The organism is Microbacterium hominis (assembly GCF_013282805.1).
GTDB lineage: Bacteria > Actinomycetota > Actinomycetes > Actinomycetales > Microbacteriaceae > Microbacterium > Microbacterium hominis_B.
Window position 1 is genome coordinate 1,130,968 of sequence record NZ_CP054038.1, and the last position, 18,780, is coordinate 1,149,747.

The following is an 18,780-nucleotide window of genomic DNA, read 5'->3' on the forward strand; positions in this document are numbered from 1 at the left end:
CGAGCACGCTATCCATCCACGGGTCGTCGGCGATGCCCCTTGACGTGCCGGTCGGAACGTGCAATCGGCGAGGGAGTCAGGCGGATGTGCGGGTGCGACGAGAGAGGAAGAACGTGAACACGAGAGCGACGAGCGCCGTCGCGCACAGCAGCGACAGTCCGACGGTGTAGTTGTTCGCGTCCGCGTTGTAGGTCGCGCCCATCACCAGGGGCGGGAAGTACCCGCCGAGACCGCCCGCAGCCCCCACGATGCCGGTCACGGTCCCCACCCGCTCCGACGGTGCGCGCTGCGCGACCCACGTGAACACCGCGCCGGTGCCGAGACCCAGGAACGCCGCCATGGCGACGAACGACGAGCCCGCGGCGAGCTCGGGGGGCGGCTGGAAGGCGATCACCACCGCCATCACCGCGGCGCCAGCGAGGGAGATCATGAGCACCGCCGCCGGGCCGATGCGGTCCGAGAGCCAGCCGCCGACGGGGCGGGCGATCACCGCGGCGATCGCGAAGCCGGCGGTGCGGGCGCCCGCGTCGGCCAGGTCGTACGCGTAGATGTTGTTGAGGTAGGTGGGCAGGTAGGTGGAGAACGCCACGAAGCCGCCGAAGGTGACCGCGTACAGGAAGGCCATCTGCCACGTCACGGCGAGCTTCGACGCGGCGGCGAGCTTGGGCATCACCGGGTCGGTGTTGGGGCTCCACGCGGGGGAGTCCTCCATGAAGAACCAGACGATCGCCGCGACGACCAGAAGCGCTCCCGCCATGAGCAGATGGGTGGGGAGATAGCCGATGGCGGCCACGAGCCGGGGAGTGAAGAACGACGACAGCGCCGTGCCGCCCATGCCTGCTCCGAACAGGCCGGTGGCGAAGCCGCGCTTGGACGGGTCGTACCAGGCGTTGACGAAGGGGATGCCGATGGCGAAGGTGGTGCCGGCGATGCCGAGGAGGAACCCGAACGCGATCATCAGCGCATACGAGTTGTTCAGACCCGCGATCGCGACCAGCACGACCGGCACGGCCGAGACGGCGGTGAGCACGGTGAACATCAGCCGGCCGCCGTACCGGTCGGTCAGGGCGCCCGTGACGATGCGTCCGACCGACCCGACGATCACCGGGGTCGCGATGAGGATGGAGGTCTGCGTCGAATCCAGCCCCATGTTCGCGGCGTACTGCACGCCGAGTGGCGCGATGAGGTTCCACGCCCAGAAGGTGATCGCAAAGGCGAGCAGCGCGAGCCACAGGTTCTTGGTGCGGCCGGGGAGGATCTGCGGGGGTGTGGCGGTCGCACCGGTGGCGGTCATCGTCGGCTCCTGTCGCGGCGGAGTGAGGTGGATCGATCGCGGGTCCTGTCGGGCGTGCCCACCGGCGCCCAGCCGCGCCGGATCCCGCCCGCGGCCGTGGGACGCCCGTCCCGGGAGCGGTAGACGATGTACGGGCGGAAGAGGTAGTGCACCGGCGCCGTGAACGCGTGCACGAGCCGGGTGAACGGCCAGATCATGAACAGCACCATTCCGATGACCGTGTGGATCTGGAAGTCCAGTCCTGCGGCGCTCATCGCGGCGATGTCGGGCTGGAAGATGAACAGCGAGCGGAACCACGGTGCGACGGTCTCGCGATAGGTCACCTCCTGGTGCGGTCCGAACACGCTGATCAGGGTGGTCGCCAGTCCCGCGATGATGGCGGCCACGAGCACGACGTACATCGTCTTGTCGTTCTTGGTCGTCGCCATGAACACGGGCCCGGTGGTCCGCCGACGCCAGATGAGGATGCCGACCCCGGCGAGCGTGGCGACGCCCGCGATCGAGCCGAGGCCGAGCGCCATCACGTGGTACATGTCCTCGGTGACCCCGACCGCGTCGGTCCAGGCCTTCGGGATCACCAGGCCGATGACGTGGCCGACCACCACCACGAGGATGCCGAAGTGGAACAGGGGAGAGCCGATCCGCAGCAGCCTCGACTCGTACAGCTGCGACGAGCGCGTGGTCCAGCCGAACTGGTCGTAGCGGTAGCGCCAGACGGTACCGCCGACGAGGAGGGCGACCATGAGGTACGGGAGGATGCCCCAGAGGAAGACGTCCATCAGCGGCCTCCGGTCGCCATCGGCAGCAGTCGAGGGTCGTAGGCGTCCAGGCCCACCGACTCGGTCGGCGGTCCGTTCGATGCGAGAGCCATCGCCTGCTGGCGGTCGGCCGGCGAGTGCCCGGGGAGCGTGCCGCACACCGCCGCCACGACGCCCGCATAGGGTGACCCGCGCTCGGCGAGGGCCAGGCGGATGAGCTCGATCGACGCCCGGTACTCCTGCAGGAGCCCCGCTCCGGCGGCCGGGTCGTGGCGGGCGAACTCCAGCACGAGCGGCACATAGTCTGGCAGCTCGCCTCCCGTCCCCTCGAGCGCGAGCCCGGCATCCCGGTAGCGCTGCTTGAGATCGGCGAGCACCCCGCCGCGCCGACGGGTGTCGCCGTCGGTCCAGTAGCTGAGATACAGCGCGTGGCGCTTGGACATGTCGAACGTGTCGACGTAGGCGGTGCGCACCGCGGAGCGGGGCGTCGCCTGCCACCAGGCGAGCAGCGGTGTGAAGGATGCCGCGGCGTGCGGCGCGGACTCGTGCAGGGCCGCGGCGACGACGGGCGCGGCATCCAACACGGCGTCATCGGGGTAGGACAGGCAGATCGAGGCCGCCTGGTACACGATCCGGTTCGCCCGCGTCTGGCTCATGCGTCGCCCTTCGGCTCGCGGCGGGCCGGGAACAGCCCCGAGGGCGAGCCGTTGCCGTCCCAGTTGAGGAGGTTCACGCGGCCGCGCAGCGATTCGGCGGAGACGCCCTCGTCGGAGGTCTGCCGGTCGCGCAGCGCCTGATAGGTCTCCACCGCCACCGGCTGCACCCGTCCACTCGCCTCGCCGAAGGGCCCCGACTCGTAGGGGCCGCCGTCGAAGTCGAGCGAGCAACCGAGCTCCTCGAGTTCGTGCGCCCGCTCGTAGTGGGCCGTGGGGATGACGTAGCGCTCTTCGTACTTGGCGATCGCCAGCAGCCGGTACATCTCGTAGAGGGTCTCGCCGGTCATGCCGACCGCCTCGGGGATCGACTCGTCGCGCTCGCGGTCCAGCGTGATGTCCCGCAGGTAGGCGCGCATCGCCGCGAGCCGGTACAGGACGGCGGTGACGATGTCGGTGTCGCCCGCGGTGAACAGCTCGGCGAGGTACTCGACGGGGATCCGCAGCGCCTCGATCGCGCCGAACAGGGTGCCGGCGGACTCGGCATCATGGCCCTGATCGCGCAGAAGATCGACGATCGGCGACAGTGGCGGGATGTACCAGACCATCGGCATCGTGCGGTACTCGGGGTGCAGCGGCAGCGCCACCCGGTACTTCTTCGCGAGGGCGTACACGGGGGAGCGGCGCGCGGCATCCATCCAGTCGTCGGGGATGTCGCCCTGCGCCTTCACGGCGGCGATCACCTCGGGGTCATCGGGGTCGAGCATGAGGTCGAGCTGGGCCTCGTAGAGGTCTTTCTCGTCGGGCGTGGCGGCCGCGGCGGTCACCTTGTCGGCGTCGTAGAGGAACAGCCCCAGGTAGCGCAGGCGGCCCACGCACGTCTCCGAGCAGACGGTCGGGATGCCGACCTCCAGGCGCGGATAGCACAGCGTGCACTTCTCGGCTTTGCCGGTCTTGTGGTTGAAGTAGATCTTCTTGTATGGGCACCCGGTGATGCATTGGCGCCAGCCGCGGCAGCGGTCCTGGTCGACGAGCACGATCCCGTCCTCGGCGCGCTTGTAGATCGCGCCCGACGGGCACGAGGCCATGCACGACGGGTTCAGGCAGTGCTCGCAGATGCGCGGCAGATAGAACATGAACGTCTGCTCGAACGAGAACTTGATCTTGTCCTCGGATTCGCGGCGCACCTTCTCGACGATCGGGTCGAGGTGTCCCATCTCGCTCGTGCCGCCGAGGTCGTCGTCCCAGTTCGCCGACCATGTGATCTTCGTGTCCTCGCCCGTGATGAGCGACTTCGGCCGTGCGACCGGGAAGTCGTCGCCGAGGGGCGCGTCGATCAGGGTCTCGTAGTCGTAGGTCCAGGGCTCGTAGTAGTCCTCGAGCTTGGGCTGCACGGGCGAGGAGAAGATCGTCAGCAGTCGCTTCAGGCGGCTGCCGGTGCGCAGCGTCAGCCTCCCGCGGCTGTTGAGCGTCCACCCGCCTCTCCACTGCTCCTGGTCCTCGTAGCGGCGGGGGTAGCCTTGCCCGGGCCGTGTCTCGACGTTGTTGAACCAGACGTACTCGGTGCCGGCGCGGTTCGTCCACGCCTGCTTGCATGTGACCGAGCACGTATGGCACCCGATGCACTTGTCGAGGTTCATCACCATGCCCATCTGGGCCATGACTCGCATCAGTACGTCACCTCCTGCGAACGGCGTCGGATGGTCGCCACCATGTCGCGCTGGTTGCCGGTGGGCCCCAGGTAGTTGAAGGTGTACGAGAGCTGCGCATAACCGCCGATCATGTGCGTCGGCTTCACCAGCAGGCGGGTGACCGAATTGTGGATGCCGCCACGTCGGCCGGTCGCCTCCGACTTCGGCACATCGATCGTGCGCTCCTGTGCGTGGTGCACGTAGACGACCCCCTCCGGCATCCGATGCGAGACGACGGCCCGGGCCACCAGCACGCCGTTGGAGTTCACGCACTCGACCCAGTCGTTGTCCTTCACGAGGATCGACGCCGCGTCTTCCGCGCTCATCCAGACGGTGGGCCCGCCGCGCGAGAGCGAGAGCATGAAGAGGTTGTCCTGGTACTCGGAGTGGATCGACCACTTCGAGTGCGGGGTGAGGTAGCGCACCACCACTTCCTTGCGTCCGTCGCGGCCGAGCTTGGGTTCGCCGAACAGCTGGTGCATGTCCAACGGCGGACGGTAGATCGGCATCGCCTCGCCGAGATCGCGCATCCAGTCGTGATCGAGGTAGAAGTGCATGCGACCGGTGAGGGTGTGGAAGGGTTTCAGCCGCTCGATGTTCACGGTGAAGGGGGCGTACCGCCGGCCCCCTGTCTCGGAGCCCGACCACTCCGGGGAGGTGATCACCGGCTGCGGCGCGGACTGGGTCATGGGGAACGTGATGCGCTTCTCCTCCGACCCCTCGGCGAGGTCGGCCAGAGGCTTCCCGACCCTCTTCTCGAGGGTGCGGAAACCCTGCGTCGCCAGCTCGCCGTTCGTCGTGCCGGAGAAGGTGAGGATCGCCTCGGCCATCTTCACGTCGGTGTCGATCGCCGGGCGCCCGGCGGCCGCACCGCTCGGATACACGCCGTGCTGCTTCGCGAGCCGGTCGACCTCGTGCGTCACGTCGTAGGTGACATTCTTCACGGTGAACCCCAGCGTGTCAGCCAGCGGGCCGACGGCTGCCAGTTTGTCGGCGATCGCGGTGTAGTCGCGCTCGACCACGACCAGCTGCGGCATCGTCCTGCCCGGGATGGGCGCGACGTCGCCCCGCGCCCAGTCGCGCACCACGCCGCCGGGCTGGCTGATCTCGCCGGGGGTGTCGTGCTGCATCGGCACCGACACCAGGTCGTGACGGGTGCCGAGGTGGGTCTTGGCCATCTCCGACAGCTCGCGCGCGATGGCGTGGAACATGTCGAAGTCGCTCCGCGCCTCCCACGGCGGGTCGATCGCCGGAGTGAAGGCGTGCACGAACGGGTGCATGTCGGTCGAGGACAGATCGTGCTTCTCGTACCACGTGGCGGCGGGGAAGACGACATCCGACAGCAGCGTGGTCGAGGTCATGCGGAAGTCGGCCGAGACGAGCAGATCGAGCTTGCCCTCGGGGATCTCGTCGCGCCACGCGATGTCCCGCGGGCGGATGGATGCCTCGTCCGTGCCCATCACGTTGCTGTGCGTGCCGAGCAGGTGCTTGAGGAAGTACTCGTTGCCCTTCGCGGACGAGCCCATGAGGTTCGATCGCCACAGCGTCAGCAGCCGCGGCCAGTTCTCCGGGGCGTCGACGTCGGCGATCGCCGCGTTGAGCTCGCCGCCTCGGAGCTGGTCGACGACGAACGATGCCGCATCGGCGGCGGTGCCCGCCTCGACGGCCTGCGCGGCCTGATCGGCCAGGTCGAGCGGGTTGCGGTCGAACTGCGGATAGAACGGCATCCAGCCCAGCCGCGCGGACTGCGCGATCGTGTCAGCGGTGTGCATGCCGGTGAAGTTGCCTTCCGCCAGCGGCGAGGCGAGCGCGTCGGCGGCGTAGCCGTCGTAGCGCCACTGATCGGTGTGCATGTACCAGTAGGCGGTGCCGATCATCGTGCGCGGCGGGCGCGCCCAGTCGAGCGCATTCGCGAGCGAGATCCATCCCGTGATCGGGCGGCACTTCTCCTGGCCGACGTAGTGGGCCCAGCCGCCGCCATTGCGGCCCATGGCCCCGGTGAGGATGAGCATCGCGAGGATCGCGCGGTAGGTGGCATCCCCGTGGAACCACTGGCAGATGCCGGCGCCCATGATGATCATCGACCGGCCCTCGGAGTCGATCGAGTTCTGAGCGAACTCGCGCGCGATGCGGGTGCAGGCCTCGGCGGGGACGCCGGTGATGTCCTCCTGCCACGCGGGCGTGTAGGGGGTCGTGGCGTCGTCGTAGCCGGTGGGCCACTGTCCCGGAAGCCCGTCGCGACCCACGCCGTACTGGGCGAGCATGAGGTCGAGCACCGTCGTCACGAGCACGCCGTTCACGCGCGTCGCGGGGACCCCCCGCGTGAGCACGGCCCCGGAGCCGTCGGGGGCGTCGAAGCGGGGGAGCAGCACCTCGGTCGGCTCCTCGGCGACCTTCGCGTCGCGCACCGAGAGCGCGGGCACGATGTCTCCGAGATCGAGGTTCCAGCTGCCCTCACCCGCGTCGGCGTAGCGGAATCCCATCGACCCGTTGGGCACCCGCGGGGCTCCGGATGCCGCGTCCAGCACCACCGTCTTCCACTGGTCTTCGGGCGCGGTCCGGCCGAGATCTGCGGCGGTGAGGAACTTGCCGGGCACGAGGCCGCCGTCCTTGTGCGGGACGAGGGTGATGAGGTGGGGGAGGTCGGTGTACGTCTTGGCGTAGTCGACGAAGAACGGCACGCGCTGGTCGACGTAGCGCTCCTTGAGGATGACGTGCCCCATCGCCATCGCGAGAGCCGCATCGGTGCCGGCCTGGCATGGCAGCCACTCGTCGGCGAACTTGGTGTTGTCGGCGTAGTCGGGGGAGACGGTCACGACCTTGGTGCCGCGGTAGCGGACCTCGGCCATCCAATGGGCGTCGGGGGTGCGCGTCACCGGCACGTTCGAGCCCCACATCATGAGGTACGCGGCATCCCACCAGTCGCCGGACTCCGGAACGTCGGTCTGGTCGCCGAAGACCTGGGGGCTTGCCACCGGAAGGTCCGCGTACCAGTCGTAGAAGCTCGTCATCACGCCGCCCACCAGCTGCGTGAACCGGGTGCCGATGCAGTGCGACACCATCGACATCGCGGGGATGGGGGAGAAGCCGGCCACGCGGTCGGGGCCGTACTCCTTGATCGTGTGCACGTAGCCGGCAGCGACCAGTTCGACCGCCTCGGCCCAGGTGGCGCGGACGAGTCCGCCCTTGCCGCGCGCCTGCTGGTAGCGCCGGCGGGTCTCCGGGTCGGTGGTCACCTCGCCGAACGCCAGCACCGGATCGCCCGTGCGGGCCTTCGCCTCGCGGTAGGCGTCGAGCAGCACACCGCGCACGTAGGGATAGCGCACCCGCGTGGGGGAGTACGTGTACCACGAGAACGCGGCTCCGCGGGGGCATCCGCGGGGCTCGTATTCGGGGCGGTCGGGGCCGACGCTGGGGTAGTCGGTCTGCTGGGCCTCCCACGTGATGATCCCGTCCTTGACGTAGACCTTCCAGGAGCAGCTGCCGGTGCAGTTCACGCCGTGCGTCGAGCGGACGACCTTGTCGTGGCTCCACCGGTCGCGATAGAACGCGTCGCCTTCGCGCCCGCCGGTGAGGAACGCCGCCCGGTGATCGGGGGTCTGCTCCCACCTCGTGAAGTAGCGGCCTGCCGCCAGCAGGGCATCCGAAGCTGCACCATCCACACCGACACGGGGCGTCATGCCTGCACCATAGCGACGCAGGCCGGTGGTGCAACAGGGGGTGCGGTGCTCGCGTGTGGTGGGCCCCGTGGGGCTCGAACCCACGACCCGCGGATGAAAAGGTGCGGTGCTCGCGTGTGGTGTTCGCGTGTGGTGGGCCCCGTGGGGCTCGAACCCACGACCCGCGGATTAAAAGTCCGATGCTCTACCGACTGAGCTAGAGGCCCGTGGTCTCCAGCCTACTTGCCCGCGGAGATCGTCGATGACGTCGACGGGGCTGCGTCAGCCGTTGCCGTTGCCGTTGCCGTTGTTGTTCCCCGGCCCGCTGTTGTCGTTCCCGTTCCCGTTCCCGTTCCCGTTCCCGTTCCCGTTGCTGTTGCCCGGTCCGCTGTTGTCGTTCTCGACCGGCTCGGTGTCGTCGTCTTCGGCGGGCGTCACCGGAACGGGTGTGGGCTCGGGGCTCTCCGACACCACCGGTGCCGACGGCGTGGGCGCGACCTGGCCGGCCGGAGAGAGCATCGACATCGACACGATGATCGCGATCGCGCCAGCCGCGGCGGCCGCGGCGGCGCCGATGACGACGGCGCGCCGGCGCGCGCGGCGAGCGGGGCGCTGAGGCGGCGACGCCGCCACCTGCGGCTGCGGCGGGAGCGGTGGCACCGGCGGCAGCACGGCGGTCGCGGCCAGTGTGGGTGCAGTGGGCTGATCATCGCGCCGCGCGGCGGTCGATGCGATCGTGGGCGCCGGCGCGGCCACCGTGATCGGCGTCGCCGCGATGGTCGAGGCGGGGCCGGCGGCCTCCGGCGGCGCCGCGCGGCCGGCGAGTGCCGCCGCCGCCCGGTGCACCTCGAGCGCCGTGGGCCGGTCTTCGGGGCGCAGCACCGTCATCCCGCGCAGCAGACCCTGCCAGGCGGCATCCAGATCCTGGGGGATCGACGGCGGCGTCGACATGCGTGCGACGAGGGTGCCGATGCCCTGGGCGTCGGGGAACGGCCGCGAGCCGGTGAGCACCTCGAGGAAGGTGATCCCCAGCCCGTACACATCGGCGGCGGGTGCCGGGGTCACGGTGCCCGTGGCCTGCTCGGGCGCGAGGTACGCGATCGTGCCGATCACGAGCCCGGGCGTGGTGAGCCGGCTCGTGTCGTCGAGGTAGGCGATGCCGAAGTCGGCGAGCTTCGGGCGCCAGCGCTCACCGGGTACCGGCGAGCGGGTGAGCAGCATGTTCGACGGCTTGATGTCACGGTGCACGATGCCCGCCTCGTGGGCGACGTGGAGCCCCTCGGCGATGGCGGCGAGCAGACCCGCCGCCTCGACAGGGTCCACCGGTCCCTGGGCGATGAGATCGCGCAGGGTCGGACCGTCGACGTACTCCATGACGAGGTAACCGCCGCCGTCGGGCCGCAGGCGCGCGTCGTGCAGAGTGACCAGCGACGGGTGGTTGAGCGAGGCGAGCAGCGTCGTCTCGGCGCGGGCGCGCTCGACCGATGTGGCGCCGTCGACCGAGGGGCGCAGCAGCTTGATCGCGACGATGCGATGCAGCGACAGGTCTTCGGCGCGGTAGACCTGCGCCATGCCGCCCTCGCCGATGCGCTCCTCGAGCCGGTAACGACCGTCGAGCACCTCTCCGGTGACGGGCTCGTCGCCGGCCCGCAGGTCGGGTCCGCTCATGCCTCGCTCCCTCGTCATTGCACCCGTGCGGTGCCTCGCGGACGCGGGAACCGGCGGGTGCGCCTCTCGCGACCCTAGAGCACCCGCCTGGGAGGGAGCGCCGTGTGTAGGGCATGCTGGGAGGCATGGCCATCGACGGCGGCGTTCCCTCCGCGCGCGACAGCGCGGCGGCTGACCATGTCGGAGAACTGCTCGTTCGCGTCGCGGACGGCGACCAGCGCGCCTTCGCGCGCGTCTACGATCTGCTCTCGCGACGTGCCTACGGAGTCATCCTCAGCGCGGTCGGTGAGCCGGCGACGAGCGAGGCGACGCTCCAGGAGGCGTTCCTGGAGGTGTGGCGCACCGCGTCATCGTTCGACCCCTCGCGCGAGGTCGGCCGCCCGTGGGTGCTCGGGCTGGTGCAGAGACGCGCGCTGGCCGCGGCGGCGGAGCGGGGAGAGGATGCCACGCCCGGCCCTGAGGGCGACGCGGCGCCCCCGCTCGGATTGCGCAGCCGGCTGCTCGCACGCATCTCGGATGCCCCGCAGGCCGGATCCGCCGCGGCGCAGACGCGCGCCGCCCGGCGTGCGGCCGCCGCCACCGCGGGCGCCGGCGAGACCGGGGCGACGATCGGCGGCACGCCGCCGGGCGACGGCGCCGAACCCACGGCGCCTGGGGCCGAGGCCGCTGCGACCGAGGATCCCGCGACCGAGGTGACGGCGACCGGCGCGGCCGCGGCGCTCCTGACGCCCGCCGCAACCCGCCCCGCCGCAACCCACCCCGGGGCCGCGGCGCCCGGGGCTTCCGCCCCCGCCCTGGAGCCGGCGCCGACGACCACCGTGATGCAGGCGATCGAGCGCCGCAACTGGACGCAGGGCCTGCTCATCCTGGCCGCGGCCCTGGTCGGCCTCACGGTGCTCGGCTTCGCGTCGGTGACGGTCAACGAGTACCTCAACCGCCCCGAGGCGGTGCAGGCGCTCGAGCGGATCGAGGCGTCCGACGATGGGCGATCGGCCACGACCGAGCTCACCGAGGGCGGGATCGCGACCGCCTACTGGTCGGCCGCCGAGGGCGAGGCGGTCGTCGTGACCGAGGATCTGCCGACGCTGACCTCCGACCAGGACTTCGAGCTCTGGCTGTTCCGGGAGGGCGCCGCGATCCGGGCGGGAATCGTCGAGCCCGCGACCACGGGTGAGACCGTCGCGCTGCTGGATGCGCGCTACCAGGACGGCGACGAGATCCAGATCACCATCGAGCCGGCCGGCGGCTCGCCGGAAGACGTGCCGTCGGGCACGCCGATCTTCGTCGTGCCCACCGCGACCGGCTGAGCGCGGCATCCCCGCACGGGTATCGTCTGAGCCGTGGCATCCACGCCCCAGTCCCCGCAGACCCTCGTGCACCTGCGCCGTGCGCGCGACCTCATCGACCGCGCCTACGCCGAGCCGCTCGACGTTCCGACGATGGCGGCGCGCGCGCACATGTCGCCCGCCCACTTCTCCCGGGAGTTCAAGTCGGCCTACGGCGAGACGCCGTACGCCTACCTCATGACCCGCCGCATCGAGCGGGCGATGGCTCTCCTGCGCGACGGGTCCTCCGTCACCGACGCGTGCACCGCGGTGGGCACGACCTCGCTCGGATCGTTCAGCTCCACGTTCACGCAGATCGTCGGTGAGACCCCCAGCGCGTACCGCGCCCGTCCGCACGACGCGGCGGAGGCGATGCCCCTGTGCATCGCGCGCATCCTCACCAGACCCACCCGCTACGCCTGAGCGGCCCGCTACGAGTCGAGCAGGATCGGAGAAGCGCGCGCCGGCCGGCGCGCCTAGCGTGGCATCCATGTCCATCTCACTCGCCTACTGCCCGATCACCGTCGACGACGTCGACGCCGCCGTGCCCTTCTACCGCGACGGCCTCGGCCTCGAGGTCGTCAACGACGTCGCCTACCAGGAACACCGGTGGGTGAGCTTCGGCTTCGCGGGGCAGCCGGGGCTGGCCGCGGTCGTCTCGGACCCCGGCGCGGGCCGCTCGCCCGACGACGCCGACGCGCTCGAGCGGCTCGTCGTCAAGGGGTCTGCGCCGGGGCCGTACGTATTCACCACCTCCGACCTCGACGCGACGTTCGAGCGTCTGCGCGCGTGGGGCGCGGAGGTGCTGCAGGAGCCGATCGCCCAGGACTGGGGGCCGCGCGACTGCGCGTTCCGCGATCCGGCCGGGAACCACATCCGCATCAACCAGGCCTGAGGCCGGGCCGGGTACCCTGGACCGGGTGAGTGACGCATCCCGCGATTTCCACAAGCCCGTCCGGCGGCCCGCCGAGCTGTTCGACCGCCTGTTCGCCGCCGAGGACCCGGCCGAGATCTCCCGTGCCGCGCATTCGACCGCGCAGGCATTGCTCTCGCGCGTGCGCGCCGATCCCGACGCGGCGATCATCGACCGGCTCGTGTCGTTCACCGGCGAGCACGGCATCGACGACATCGCCGAGCTGTGGTCGCGCTCGCCCGCCAAGACCCTGCCCGGGGCGCTGTGGCGGCTGTACCTGCTGCAGCTGATGATCCACGACGACCCCCGCACCGCGGCGCTGCTGTACGAGCGCGGCCGCGTCGAGCTGCCGTCGGTCGACGACGTCATCGCGGGCGCGCCGTCGCCGGCGGGCCCCGAGGAGCTCGTCGCCCTGGTCGACACGATCCTGCGCGGACTGTTCGAGGGCGACTTCGCGGTCGCCCTCGACCGCGCCGCCGCCTTCTGCCGAGTGCAGGCCTCCGGGGCCACCCACCTCGCCGACGACTACGAGGGCACCGAGTCCGATCGGGCGAGCGCGCTCACCACGCGGGCTCTGCGCCTGTCGGACTACGCGGTCGACCTCACCGCCTGCGCGGCCCTGTGGCGCCGCGATGCGCTGACCTGAGCCCGACCACCGTCCGGGCGCGAGCCGGGCGCAGCCCGTGCCCGTGCCCGTGCCTGTGCCCAGCAGCGGACGGTTTCCGCGACCCGCCGCGGCGCGGCATCCCGCACCGGCGTGCCGGCGACGAGGCCCGCTCCCGTGCGCCGGAAGCGCGGGGGATGCCGCCGCCCGGCGCCTCCGGAGCCGGAGACGAAAAGTGCCGGGCCGCAGAACGCCTCTCGGCGCAAGGCCGCTCGCAGCGGCAGAAGATGGAGCCCGGGGTTACTGCGGCCCGGCCGATCCAGTGTAACGGACGAGGGGCGGGAAGAATTCCCGACGCCGTTAGGCTCTGATCCATGACCTGGCGATACGCGCTCGTGATCGACCCCGTGGACGCCGACGACGACCGCACGACGTGGGACGACACCTTCACCGTGATCGACCCGTCGGCACCCGCCCTCAGCGTGGGGGAGCTCAGCACCCAGCGCGGCGACGGCATCTTCGAGTCGATCGGCGTCGTCGACGGCCACGCGCAGGAGGTCGGCCCCCACCTGGAGCGCCTCGCCCACTCGGCCCGGCTGTGCGACCTGCCCGCGCCCCACCTCGCCCAGTGGCGCGCCGCCATCGCGGAGGCCGCCGCACACTGCCCGGCCGGCGAGGCGGTCATCAAGCTCATCCTCAGCCGCGGCGTCGAGCACGGCCCGGCCCCGACGGCGTGGGTCACGGCGGCCGTCGCGGCCGACAACTCCGCGCCCCGGGAGCGGGGCATCCGCGTGGTCGTCCTCGACCGCGGCTTCGACAGCGGGGCCCCCGATCGCGCACCCTGGCTGCTGCTGGGCGCGAAGACCCTCTCGTACGCGGTCAACATGGCGGCTATCCGCGAGGCGCGGCGACGGGGCGCCGACGACGCCGTGTTCGTCTCGTCGGACGGGATCCTGCTCGAAGGCCCCACCTCGTCGCTGATCGTCCGGCACGGCAGTCGCTTCTCGACGCCCGCGCCGGGTGCGGGGATCCTCCACGGCACGACCCAGCTCAGCCTGTTCGCCGACCTCGAGCGACGCGGGTTCGAGACTGCGTACGGCGATCTGCGGCTGGGCGACCTCACCGGGGCCGACGCCGCGTGGCTCGTCTCGTCGGTGCGGCTGGCCGCGCCGATCACGACGGTCGATCAGACGCCGATCCCCGTGGATGCCGCGCTCACGGCATCCATCAACGAGTACCTGCTCAGCCCGCGGGACTGACCCGACGATGACGAAGCCCCCGCGCGCGGCGGGGGCTTCGTCATCGAGACCGGTCTTTGTCCGTGTCTCGGTACGCGCTTCGCGCTACTCGACAACCGGCTTGGCTGGGCCGCTGGACGCGGCTCAGCCGTGTCTCGGTACGCGCTTCGCGCTACTCGACAACCGGCTTCGGATAGGGCGCTGGACGCGCCTTATCCGAAGCGGCCCGAGACGTAGTCCTCGGTGGCCTGCACGGATGGCGTCGTGAAGATCGTCTTGGTGTCGTCGTACTCGATGAGCTTGCCGGGCTTGCCGGTGCCGGCGATGTTGAAGAACGCCGTCTTGTCGCTCACGCGCGAGGCCTGCTGCATGTTGTGGGTCACGATGACGACCGTGTAGTCGTTCTTGAGCTCGCCGATCAGCTCCTCGATCGCGTACGTCGAGATGGGATCGAGGGCCGAGCACGGCTCGTCCATGAGGATGACCTCGGGGGAGACGGCGATCGCGCGGGCGATGCACAGACGCTGCTGCTGACCGCCTGACAGCCCGGAGCCGGGCTTGTCGAGGCGGTCCTTGACCTCGTTCCACAGGTTGGCGCCGCTGAGGGACTTCTCGACGAGGGCGTCGGCGTCGGACTTCGACATCTTCTTGTTGTTGAGCTTCACGCCCGCCAGCACGTTCTCCTTGATCGACATCGTGGGGAACGGGTTGGGGCGCTGGAAGACCATGCCGACCTGACGGCGCACGAGCACCGGGTCGACGTTCGGGGCGTACAGGTTGTCGCCGTCGAGCAGCACCTCGCCCTCGACGCGCGCGCCGGGGATGACCTCGTGCATGCGGTTCAGCGTGCGCAGGAAGGTCGACTTGCCGCAGCCCGACGGGCCGATGAAGGCGGTGACGCTGCGGGGTTCGATGTCGAGCGAGACGCCCTCCACGGCCAGGAAGTCGCTGTAGTAGACGTTCAGGTCGTTGACTTCGATGCTCTTGGACACGGGTTCCTCTGGTTCTTCTTCGGGTGAGTGGATGCTGCTCAGCGGCCGAGCTTCGGCGAGAACACCTTCGCGACGAGACGCGCGATGAGGTTCAGGAGCATGACGATGACGATGAGCACGAGGGCTGCCGCCCACGCGCGGTCGATGAAGGCCTGGGCGGGGATGCCCTGGTTCATGTACTGCGAGTACGCGAACACGGGCAGCGTCATCATGCGGCCGTCGAACAGGTTGTAGTTCATGGAGGTGGTCACGCCCGCGGTGAGCAGCAGCGGCGCGGTCTCGCCGATGACGCGGGAGATCGAGAGCATGACGCCGGTCGTGATGCCCGCCATCGAGGTGGGGAGCACGACCTTGGCGATCGTGCGCCACTTGGGCACGCCGAGCGCGTAGGAGGCTTCGCGCAGCTCGTTGGGCACGAGGCGCAGCATCTCCTCGGTCGAGCGCACCACGACGGGGATCATGAGCACCGCCAGGGCGATGGAGCCCATGATGCCCATGCGGATGCCGGGGCCGAAGATCAGGGCGAACACGGCGTAGGCGAACAGACCGGCCACGATCGAGGGGATGCCGGTCATCACGTCGACGAGGAAGGTGATGGCCCGGCTCAGACGCGAGCCATCTCCGTACTCGACGAGGTAGATGGCGGTGAAGATGCCGATCGGGATCGAGATCACGGCCGCGGCCAGCGTGATCAGCAGCGTTCCGACGATGGCGTGCAGCGCGCCGCCGCCTTCGCCGACGACGTTGCGCATCGACATCGTGAAGAAGTCGGCCGAGATGCCCGCGACGCCGTTGACGACGACGGTCGCAGCGACAGAGACCAGCGGCACCATCGCGATGAGGAAGGCGATCGACACGACGCCGGTGACCAGGCGGTCGACGGCCTTGCGGCGCCCCTCGACCATGCTCGAGGAGATCGCGATGAGGGCGAGGTAGACGAGTGCTGTCACCACGGCGAAGCCGGCGACGTTGAAGCCGGCGTCGCCGGTGAGGGCGAAGACGCCGAAGATCGCGGCGCTGACGACGGCGCTCAGGACGATGAGCACCCACGGCGCCCACTTCGGCAGCTGGCCGCTGGTGAGCCGCGGCGTCTCGGGGACCGACGGGGGCGTCTGGGGCGGAGCGGTGGTCACGGTCATGTCAGTTCGCTCCCGAGAATTCCTTGCGCCGGCTGACGATCCATCGGGCGACGGCGTTGACGGCGAAGGTGACGACGAAGAGGATGAGACCCGTCGCGATGAGCACGTTCACGTTGACGCCGAACGCCTCGGGGAAGGTGAGGGCGATGTTCGCCGGGATCGTGCCGGGGTTGTCGGAGGTGAACAGCTCGAGGGTCACCCGGTTCGAGATCGAGAGCACCATGGCGACGGCCATGGTCTCGCCGAGGGCGCGACCGAGACCGAGCATGGATGCCGACACGATGCCGCTGCGGCCGAAGGGGAACACCGCCATGCGGATCATCTCCCAGCGCGTGGCGCCGAGCGCGAGCGCGGCCTCCTCGTGGAGGACCGGGGTCTGCAGGAAGATCTCGCGGCAGATGGCGGTGATGATCGGCACGACCATCATCGCGAGGACGATCGCGGCGGTGAAGATCGTGCGGCCGGTGCTGGAGACGGTTCCGCCGAAGAGGGGGAACCAGCCGACGTTCGCGTTGAGCCAGGCGTACACCGGCTGCACGGCCGGCGCGAGCACGAGGATGCCCCACAGGCCGTAGACGACCGACGGAACGGCGGCGAGAAGATCGACCGCGTATCCGAGGCCCTGGGCGATCCGGCGGGGCGCGTAGTGCGAGATGAACAGCGCGACACTCACCGCGAGGGGCACGGCCATGAGAAGGGCCAGGAGCGATGCCCAGACGGTGCCGAACACGAGCGGCCAGACGTACTGCCAGAAGTTCGAGCCGCCGAGGATCCGCGCCTCTTCGGGCGAGGCCACGAGGCCGGGGATCGACTGCACGATGAGGAAGATCGCGACCGCTGCCAGCGTCACGAGGATCATGAGACCCGCGCCGAGCGCGGTTCCCGAGAACCAGCGGTCGCCTGGCCGCTGCTTGACCTTCTCCGCCGGGGCGGTGGTCGTGGTGGTCATGGTGTCCTTCTGGTTCTGATGGAGATGTGCTCCCCGGTCCGGCGCGGACGCCGGACCGGGGAGCGGGGGTCTTACTCGGCGACGATGAGCTCGATCGCGGCGTTCACCTGATCGCGCAGGGTGTCCGAGATCGGCGCGTTTCCGGCGGCGGCGGCCGCCGCGTCCTGGCCCTCGGCGCTGGCCAGGTACTCGAGGAAGCCCTTGACGATCGGGGCGGCCTCGGTGTCGACGTACTCCTGGCAGGCGATCATGTAGCTCACGAGCACGATCGGGTAGACGCCGGCCTCGGTGGAGGTGCGGTCCAGCTCGATGGCGAGGTCGCCCTCTTCGCGGCCCTCGGCGAACGGCGAGGCGTCGACGATGGCCGCGGCGGCCTCCGGCGAGTACTCGACGAACTCGTCGCCGACCTGCACGGCGGCGGTGGCCAGGCCCTCTTCTGCGGCGCGCGACGCGTCTGCGTAGCCGATGGTGCCGTTGCCGCCGGCGACGGCGGAGACGACGCCCGAGGTGCCCTGGGCGGCCTCACCGGCGACCGGGGTGCCCGGCCACACGCCGTCGGGCTCATAGGTCCAGACGTCGCCGGCTGCCTGGAACAGGTAGTCGGTGAAGTTCTCCGTGGTGCCCGAGTCGTCGGCGCGGTGCACCGGGGTGACGGCCAGGTCGGGCAGCTCGACGCCCTCGTTCAGCGCGGCGATCGCCGGGTCGTTCCAGTTGGTGATGGTGCCGGCGAACAGGCCCGCGATGACCTCGGGGCTGAGGTTGAGCGCGTCGACGCCCTCGATGTGGAAGATGACCGCGATCGGCGAGATGTAGGTCGGCAGCTCGATGATGCCGGTGCCCTCGACGCAGCCGTCGAACGGGCCGGCCTCGATCTCCTCGACCTCGAAGGCGCGGTCCGAACCCGCGAACGGGAAGGCGCCGGCCTGGAACGACTCGCGGCCCGCGCCGGAGCCGGCGGGGTCGTACGTGATCGTCACGTCGGGGTTCGCGGTCTGGAAACCGGCGACCCACGCGTTGACGGCCACTTCCTGCGACGAGGCGCCGCCGCCGGCGATTTCGCCGGCGAGCATCGACTCGGGAGCCTCAGAGGCGTCGCCGCCCGTGGTGCCCTCGTTGGCGGCGCAACCGGCGAGGGTGAGGGCCGCGACGGCGGCGACAGCGCCCAGCTGGGCGATGCGGGAGATCTTCACAGTGTGAATCCTTCACGTGTTCAGGGAATGAGGCCACGAACGGGCTTCGGGTATCGGCCCTTGGTGCAGGGCACGCACTGAAACGTAAGCGCGGACGATTAAGAGACTGCGCTGAGACGGTGAACGGAAGGTGAACGGCCTTCAGCCGGGGAGGGTGCCGTGCAAGTCTGAGAGACTTGCCGTTCACCCGCGCACGATATCGTGTGCGCTCATGGCGAAGAAGAAGGCGACGAAGGCCGAGCGCACCGCGCTGTCGGCGATCGACGAGGCGGCCGCGGCGGCCAAGGCCGCGAAGAAGACGGCGAAGTCCCTGCCGCCGAAGTCCGCGAAGAAAGTGCGCGAGCTCGCCGCCGATGCGCGCGATGCCGCCGACGTGTCATCGAAGGCGATTCGCAAGAACCCGCGCAATGTGGCAGATCGCGCCCACCGCGCCCAGGCGAAACTCGTGAAGGCGATGCGCGCCGCCATCGCCAAGGCCGAGAAGAAGGCGCGCCTGAAGGCGGAGGCCGAGCGCGCGGCCGCCGAGGCCGCGCGCGCCGCCGAGGAGGCCGTCGCCGTGCCGGAGCCCGCGCCCGCGGCATCCACCCCCGACGCTCCAGACCTCTCGACCTTCACCGTGGCCCAGCTGCGGCTGCGCGCGCGCAACTCGGGCGTCACGGGATTCTCGCGCATGACCAAGGCCCAGCTCGTCGACGCGCTGACCTGAC

16 protein-coding genes and 1 tRNA gene are annotated in these 18,780 nt (G+C 70.4%); 6 read left to right on the top strand and 11 right to left on the bottom strand.

Going from position 1 to position 18,780, the window contains the following annotated elements:
* Positions 1–76: 76 nt before the first annotated feature.
* The 7 genes from HQM25_RS04915 to HQM25_RS17955 form a co-directional block, all read right to left on the bottom strand.
* Positions 77–1,294, bottom strand: a complete 1,218-nt coding sequence (locus HQM25_RS04915) for a nitrate/nitrite transporter (protein WP_172989227.1) — start codon at positions 1,292–1,294, stop codon at positions 77–79.
* Entirely contained in the window at positions 1,291–2,073 is a 783-nt protein-coding gene (gene narI / locus HQM25_RS04920; protein ID WP_172989228.1) for a respiratory nitrate reductase subunit gamma, read from the bottom strand. The genes HQM25_RS04915 and narI overlap by 4 nt, the downstream gene beginning before the upstream one ends.
* Positions 2,073–2,708, bottom strand: a complete 636-nt coding sequence (narJ, locus tag HQM25_RS04925; protein WP_172989229.1) for a nitrate reductase molybdenum cofactor assembly chaperone — start codon at positions 2,706–2,708, stop codon at positions 2,073–2,075. The genes narI and narJ overlap by 1 nt, the downstream gene beginning before the upstream one ends.
* Positions 2,705–4,375 (bottom strand): nitrate reductase subunit beta, encoded by a 1,671-nt coding sequence (gene narH, locus HQM25_RS04930; protein WP_172989230.1) that lies wholly within the window; start codon positions 4,373–4,375, stop codon positions 2,705–2,707. Before narH ends, narJ begins: the two co-directional genes overlap by 4 nt.
* Positions 4,375–8,076 (bottom strand): nitrate reductase subunit alpha, encoded by a 3,702-nt coding sequence (locus HQM25_RS04935; RefSeq protein WP_172989231.1) that lies wholly within the window; start codon positions 8,074–8,076, stop codon positions 4,375–4,377. The genes narH and HQM25_RS04935 overlap by 1 nt, the downstream gene beginning before the upstream one ends.
* 130 nt (positions 8,077–8,206) lie before the next feature.
* Positions 8,207–8,282 (bottom strand) — tRNA-Lys (locus HQM25_RS04940).
* Positions 8,283–8,337: 55 nt separating this feature from the next.
* Complete coding sequence (locus HQM25_RS17955) at positions 8,338–9,723, bottom strand: serine/threonine-protein kinase (RefSeq protein WP_172989232.1); 1,386 nt, start codon at positions 9,721–9,723, stop codon at positions 8,338–8,340.
* Between the two features lie 125 nt (positions 9,724–9,848).
* On the opposite strand from HQM25_RS17955, the gene HQM25_RS04950 reads away from it, so the two are divergent.
* The 5 genes from HQM25_RS04950 (at position 9,849) to HQM25_RS04970 (ending at position 13,824) form a co-directional block, all read left to right on the top strand.
* Entirely contained in the window at positions 9,849–11,030 is a 1,182-nt protein-coding gene (locus HQM25_RS04950; RefSeq protein WP_172989233.1) for an anti-sigma factor domain-containing protein, read from the top strand.
* A 33-nt stretch (positions 11,031–11,063) separates the two neighbouring features.
* A complete protein-coding gene (locus HQM25_RS04955; protein ID WP_172989234.1) occupies positions 11,064–11,471 on the top strand; it encodes a helix-turn-helix transcriptional regulator in 408 nt (135 codons plus the stop codon).
* Between the two features lie 67 nt (positions 11,472–11,538).
* On the top strand, positions 11,539–11,943 hold the full coding sequence (locus tag HQM25_RS04960; protein WP_172989235.1) for a VOC family protein: 405 nt from the start codon (positions 11,539–11,541) through the stop codon (positions 11,941–11,943).
* 25 nt (positions 11,944–11,968) lie between these two features.
* Positions 11,969–12,607, top strand: a complete 639-nt coding sequence (locus tag HQM25_RS04965) for a response regulator transcription factor (RefSeq protein WP_172989236.1) — start codon at positions 11,969–11,971, stop codon at positions 12,605–12,607.
* A gap of 332 nt (positions 12,608–12,939) precedes the next feature.
* Positions 12,940–13,824 (top strand): aminodeoxychorismate lyase, encoded by an 885-nt coding sequence (locus HQM25_RS04970; protein WP_172989237.1) that lies wholly within the window; start codon positions 12,940–12,942, stop codon positions 13,822–13,824.
* A 191-nt stretch (positions 13,825–14,015) separates the two neighbouring features.
* Here HQM25_RS04970 and pstB read toward each other — a convergent pair whose 3' ends face one another.
* The 4 genes from pstB to HQM25_RS04990 all read right to left on the bottom strand — a co-directional run bounded on the left by pstB (position 14,016) and on the right by HQM25_RS04990 (position 18,073).
* Positions 14,016–14,795 (bottom strand): phosphate ABC transporter ATP-binding protein PstB, encoded by a 780-nt coding sequence (gene pstB / locus HQM25_RS04975; protein ID WP_172989238.1) that lies wholly within the window; start codon positions 14,793–14,795, stop codon positions 14,016–14,018.
* A gap of 38 nt (positions 14,796–14,833) precedes the next feature.
* Positions 14,834–15,934 carry a phosphate ABC transporter permease PstA gene (gene pstA, locus HQM25_RS04980; RefSeq protein ID WP_172989239.1) on the bottom strand — a complete coding sequence of 367 codons (1,101 nt, stop codon included), beginning with the start codon at positions 15,932–15,934 and terminating at the stop codon, positions 14,834–14,836.
* 1 nt (position 15,935) lies between these two features.
* The gene (pstC, locus tag HQM25_RS04985; protein WP_172989240.1) at positions 15,936–16,883 is read right to left on the bottom strand and encodes a phosphate ABC transporter permease subunit PstC; all 948 of its coding nucleotides are present in this window, start codon (positions 16,881–16,883) and stop codon (positions 15,936–15,938) included.
* Between the two features lie 71 nt (positions 16,884–16,954).
* Positions 16,955–18,073, bottom strand: a complete 1,119-nt coding sequence (locus tag HQM25_RS04990) for a phosphate ABC transporter substrate-binding protein PstS (protein ID WP_172989241.1) — start codon at positions 18,071–18,073, stop codon at positions 16,955–16,957.
* A 211-nt stretch (positions 18,074–18,284) separates the two neighbouring features.
* Between HQM25_RS04990 and HQM25_RS04995 the strand changes: the two genes are divergently transcribed.
* Positions 18,285–18,779, top strand: a complete 495-nt coding sequence (locus HQM25_RS04995; protein ID WP_172989242.1) for a hypothetical protein — start codon at positions 18,285–18,287, stop codon at positions 18,777–18,779.
* Position 18,780 lies beyond the last annotated feature (1 nt).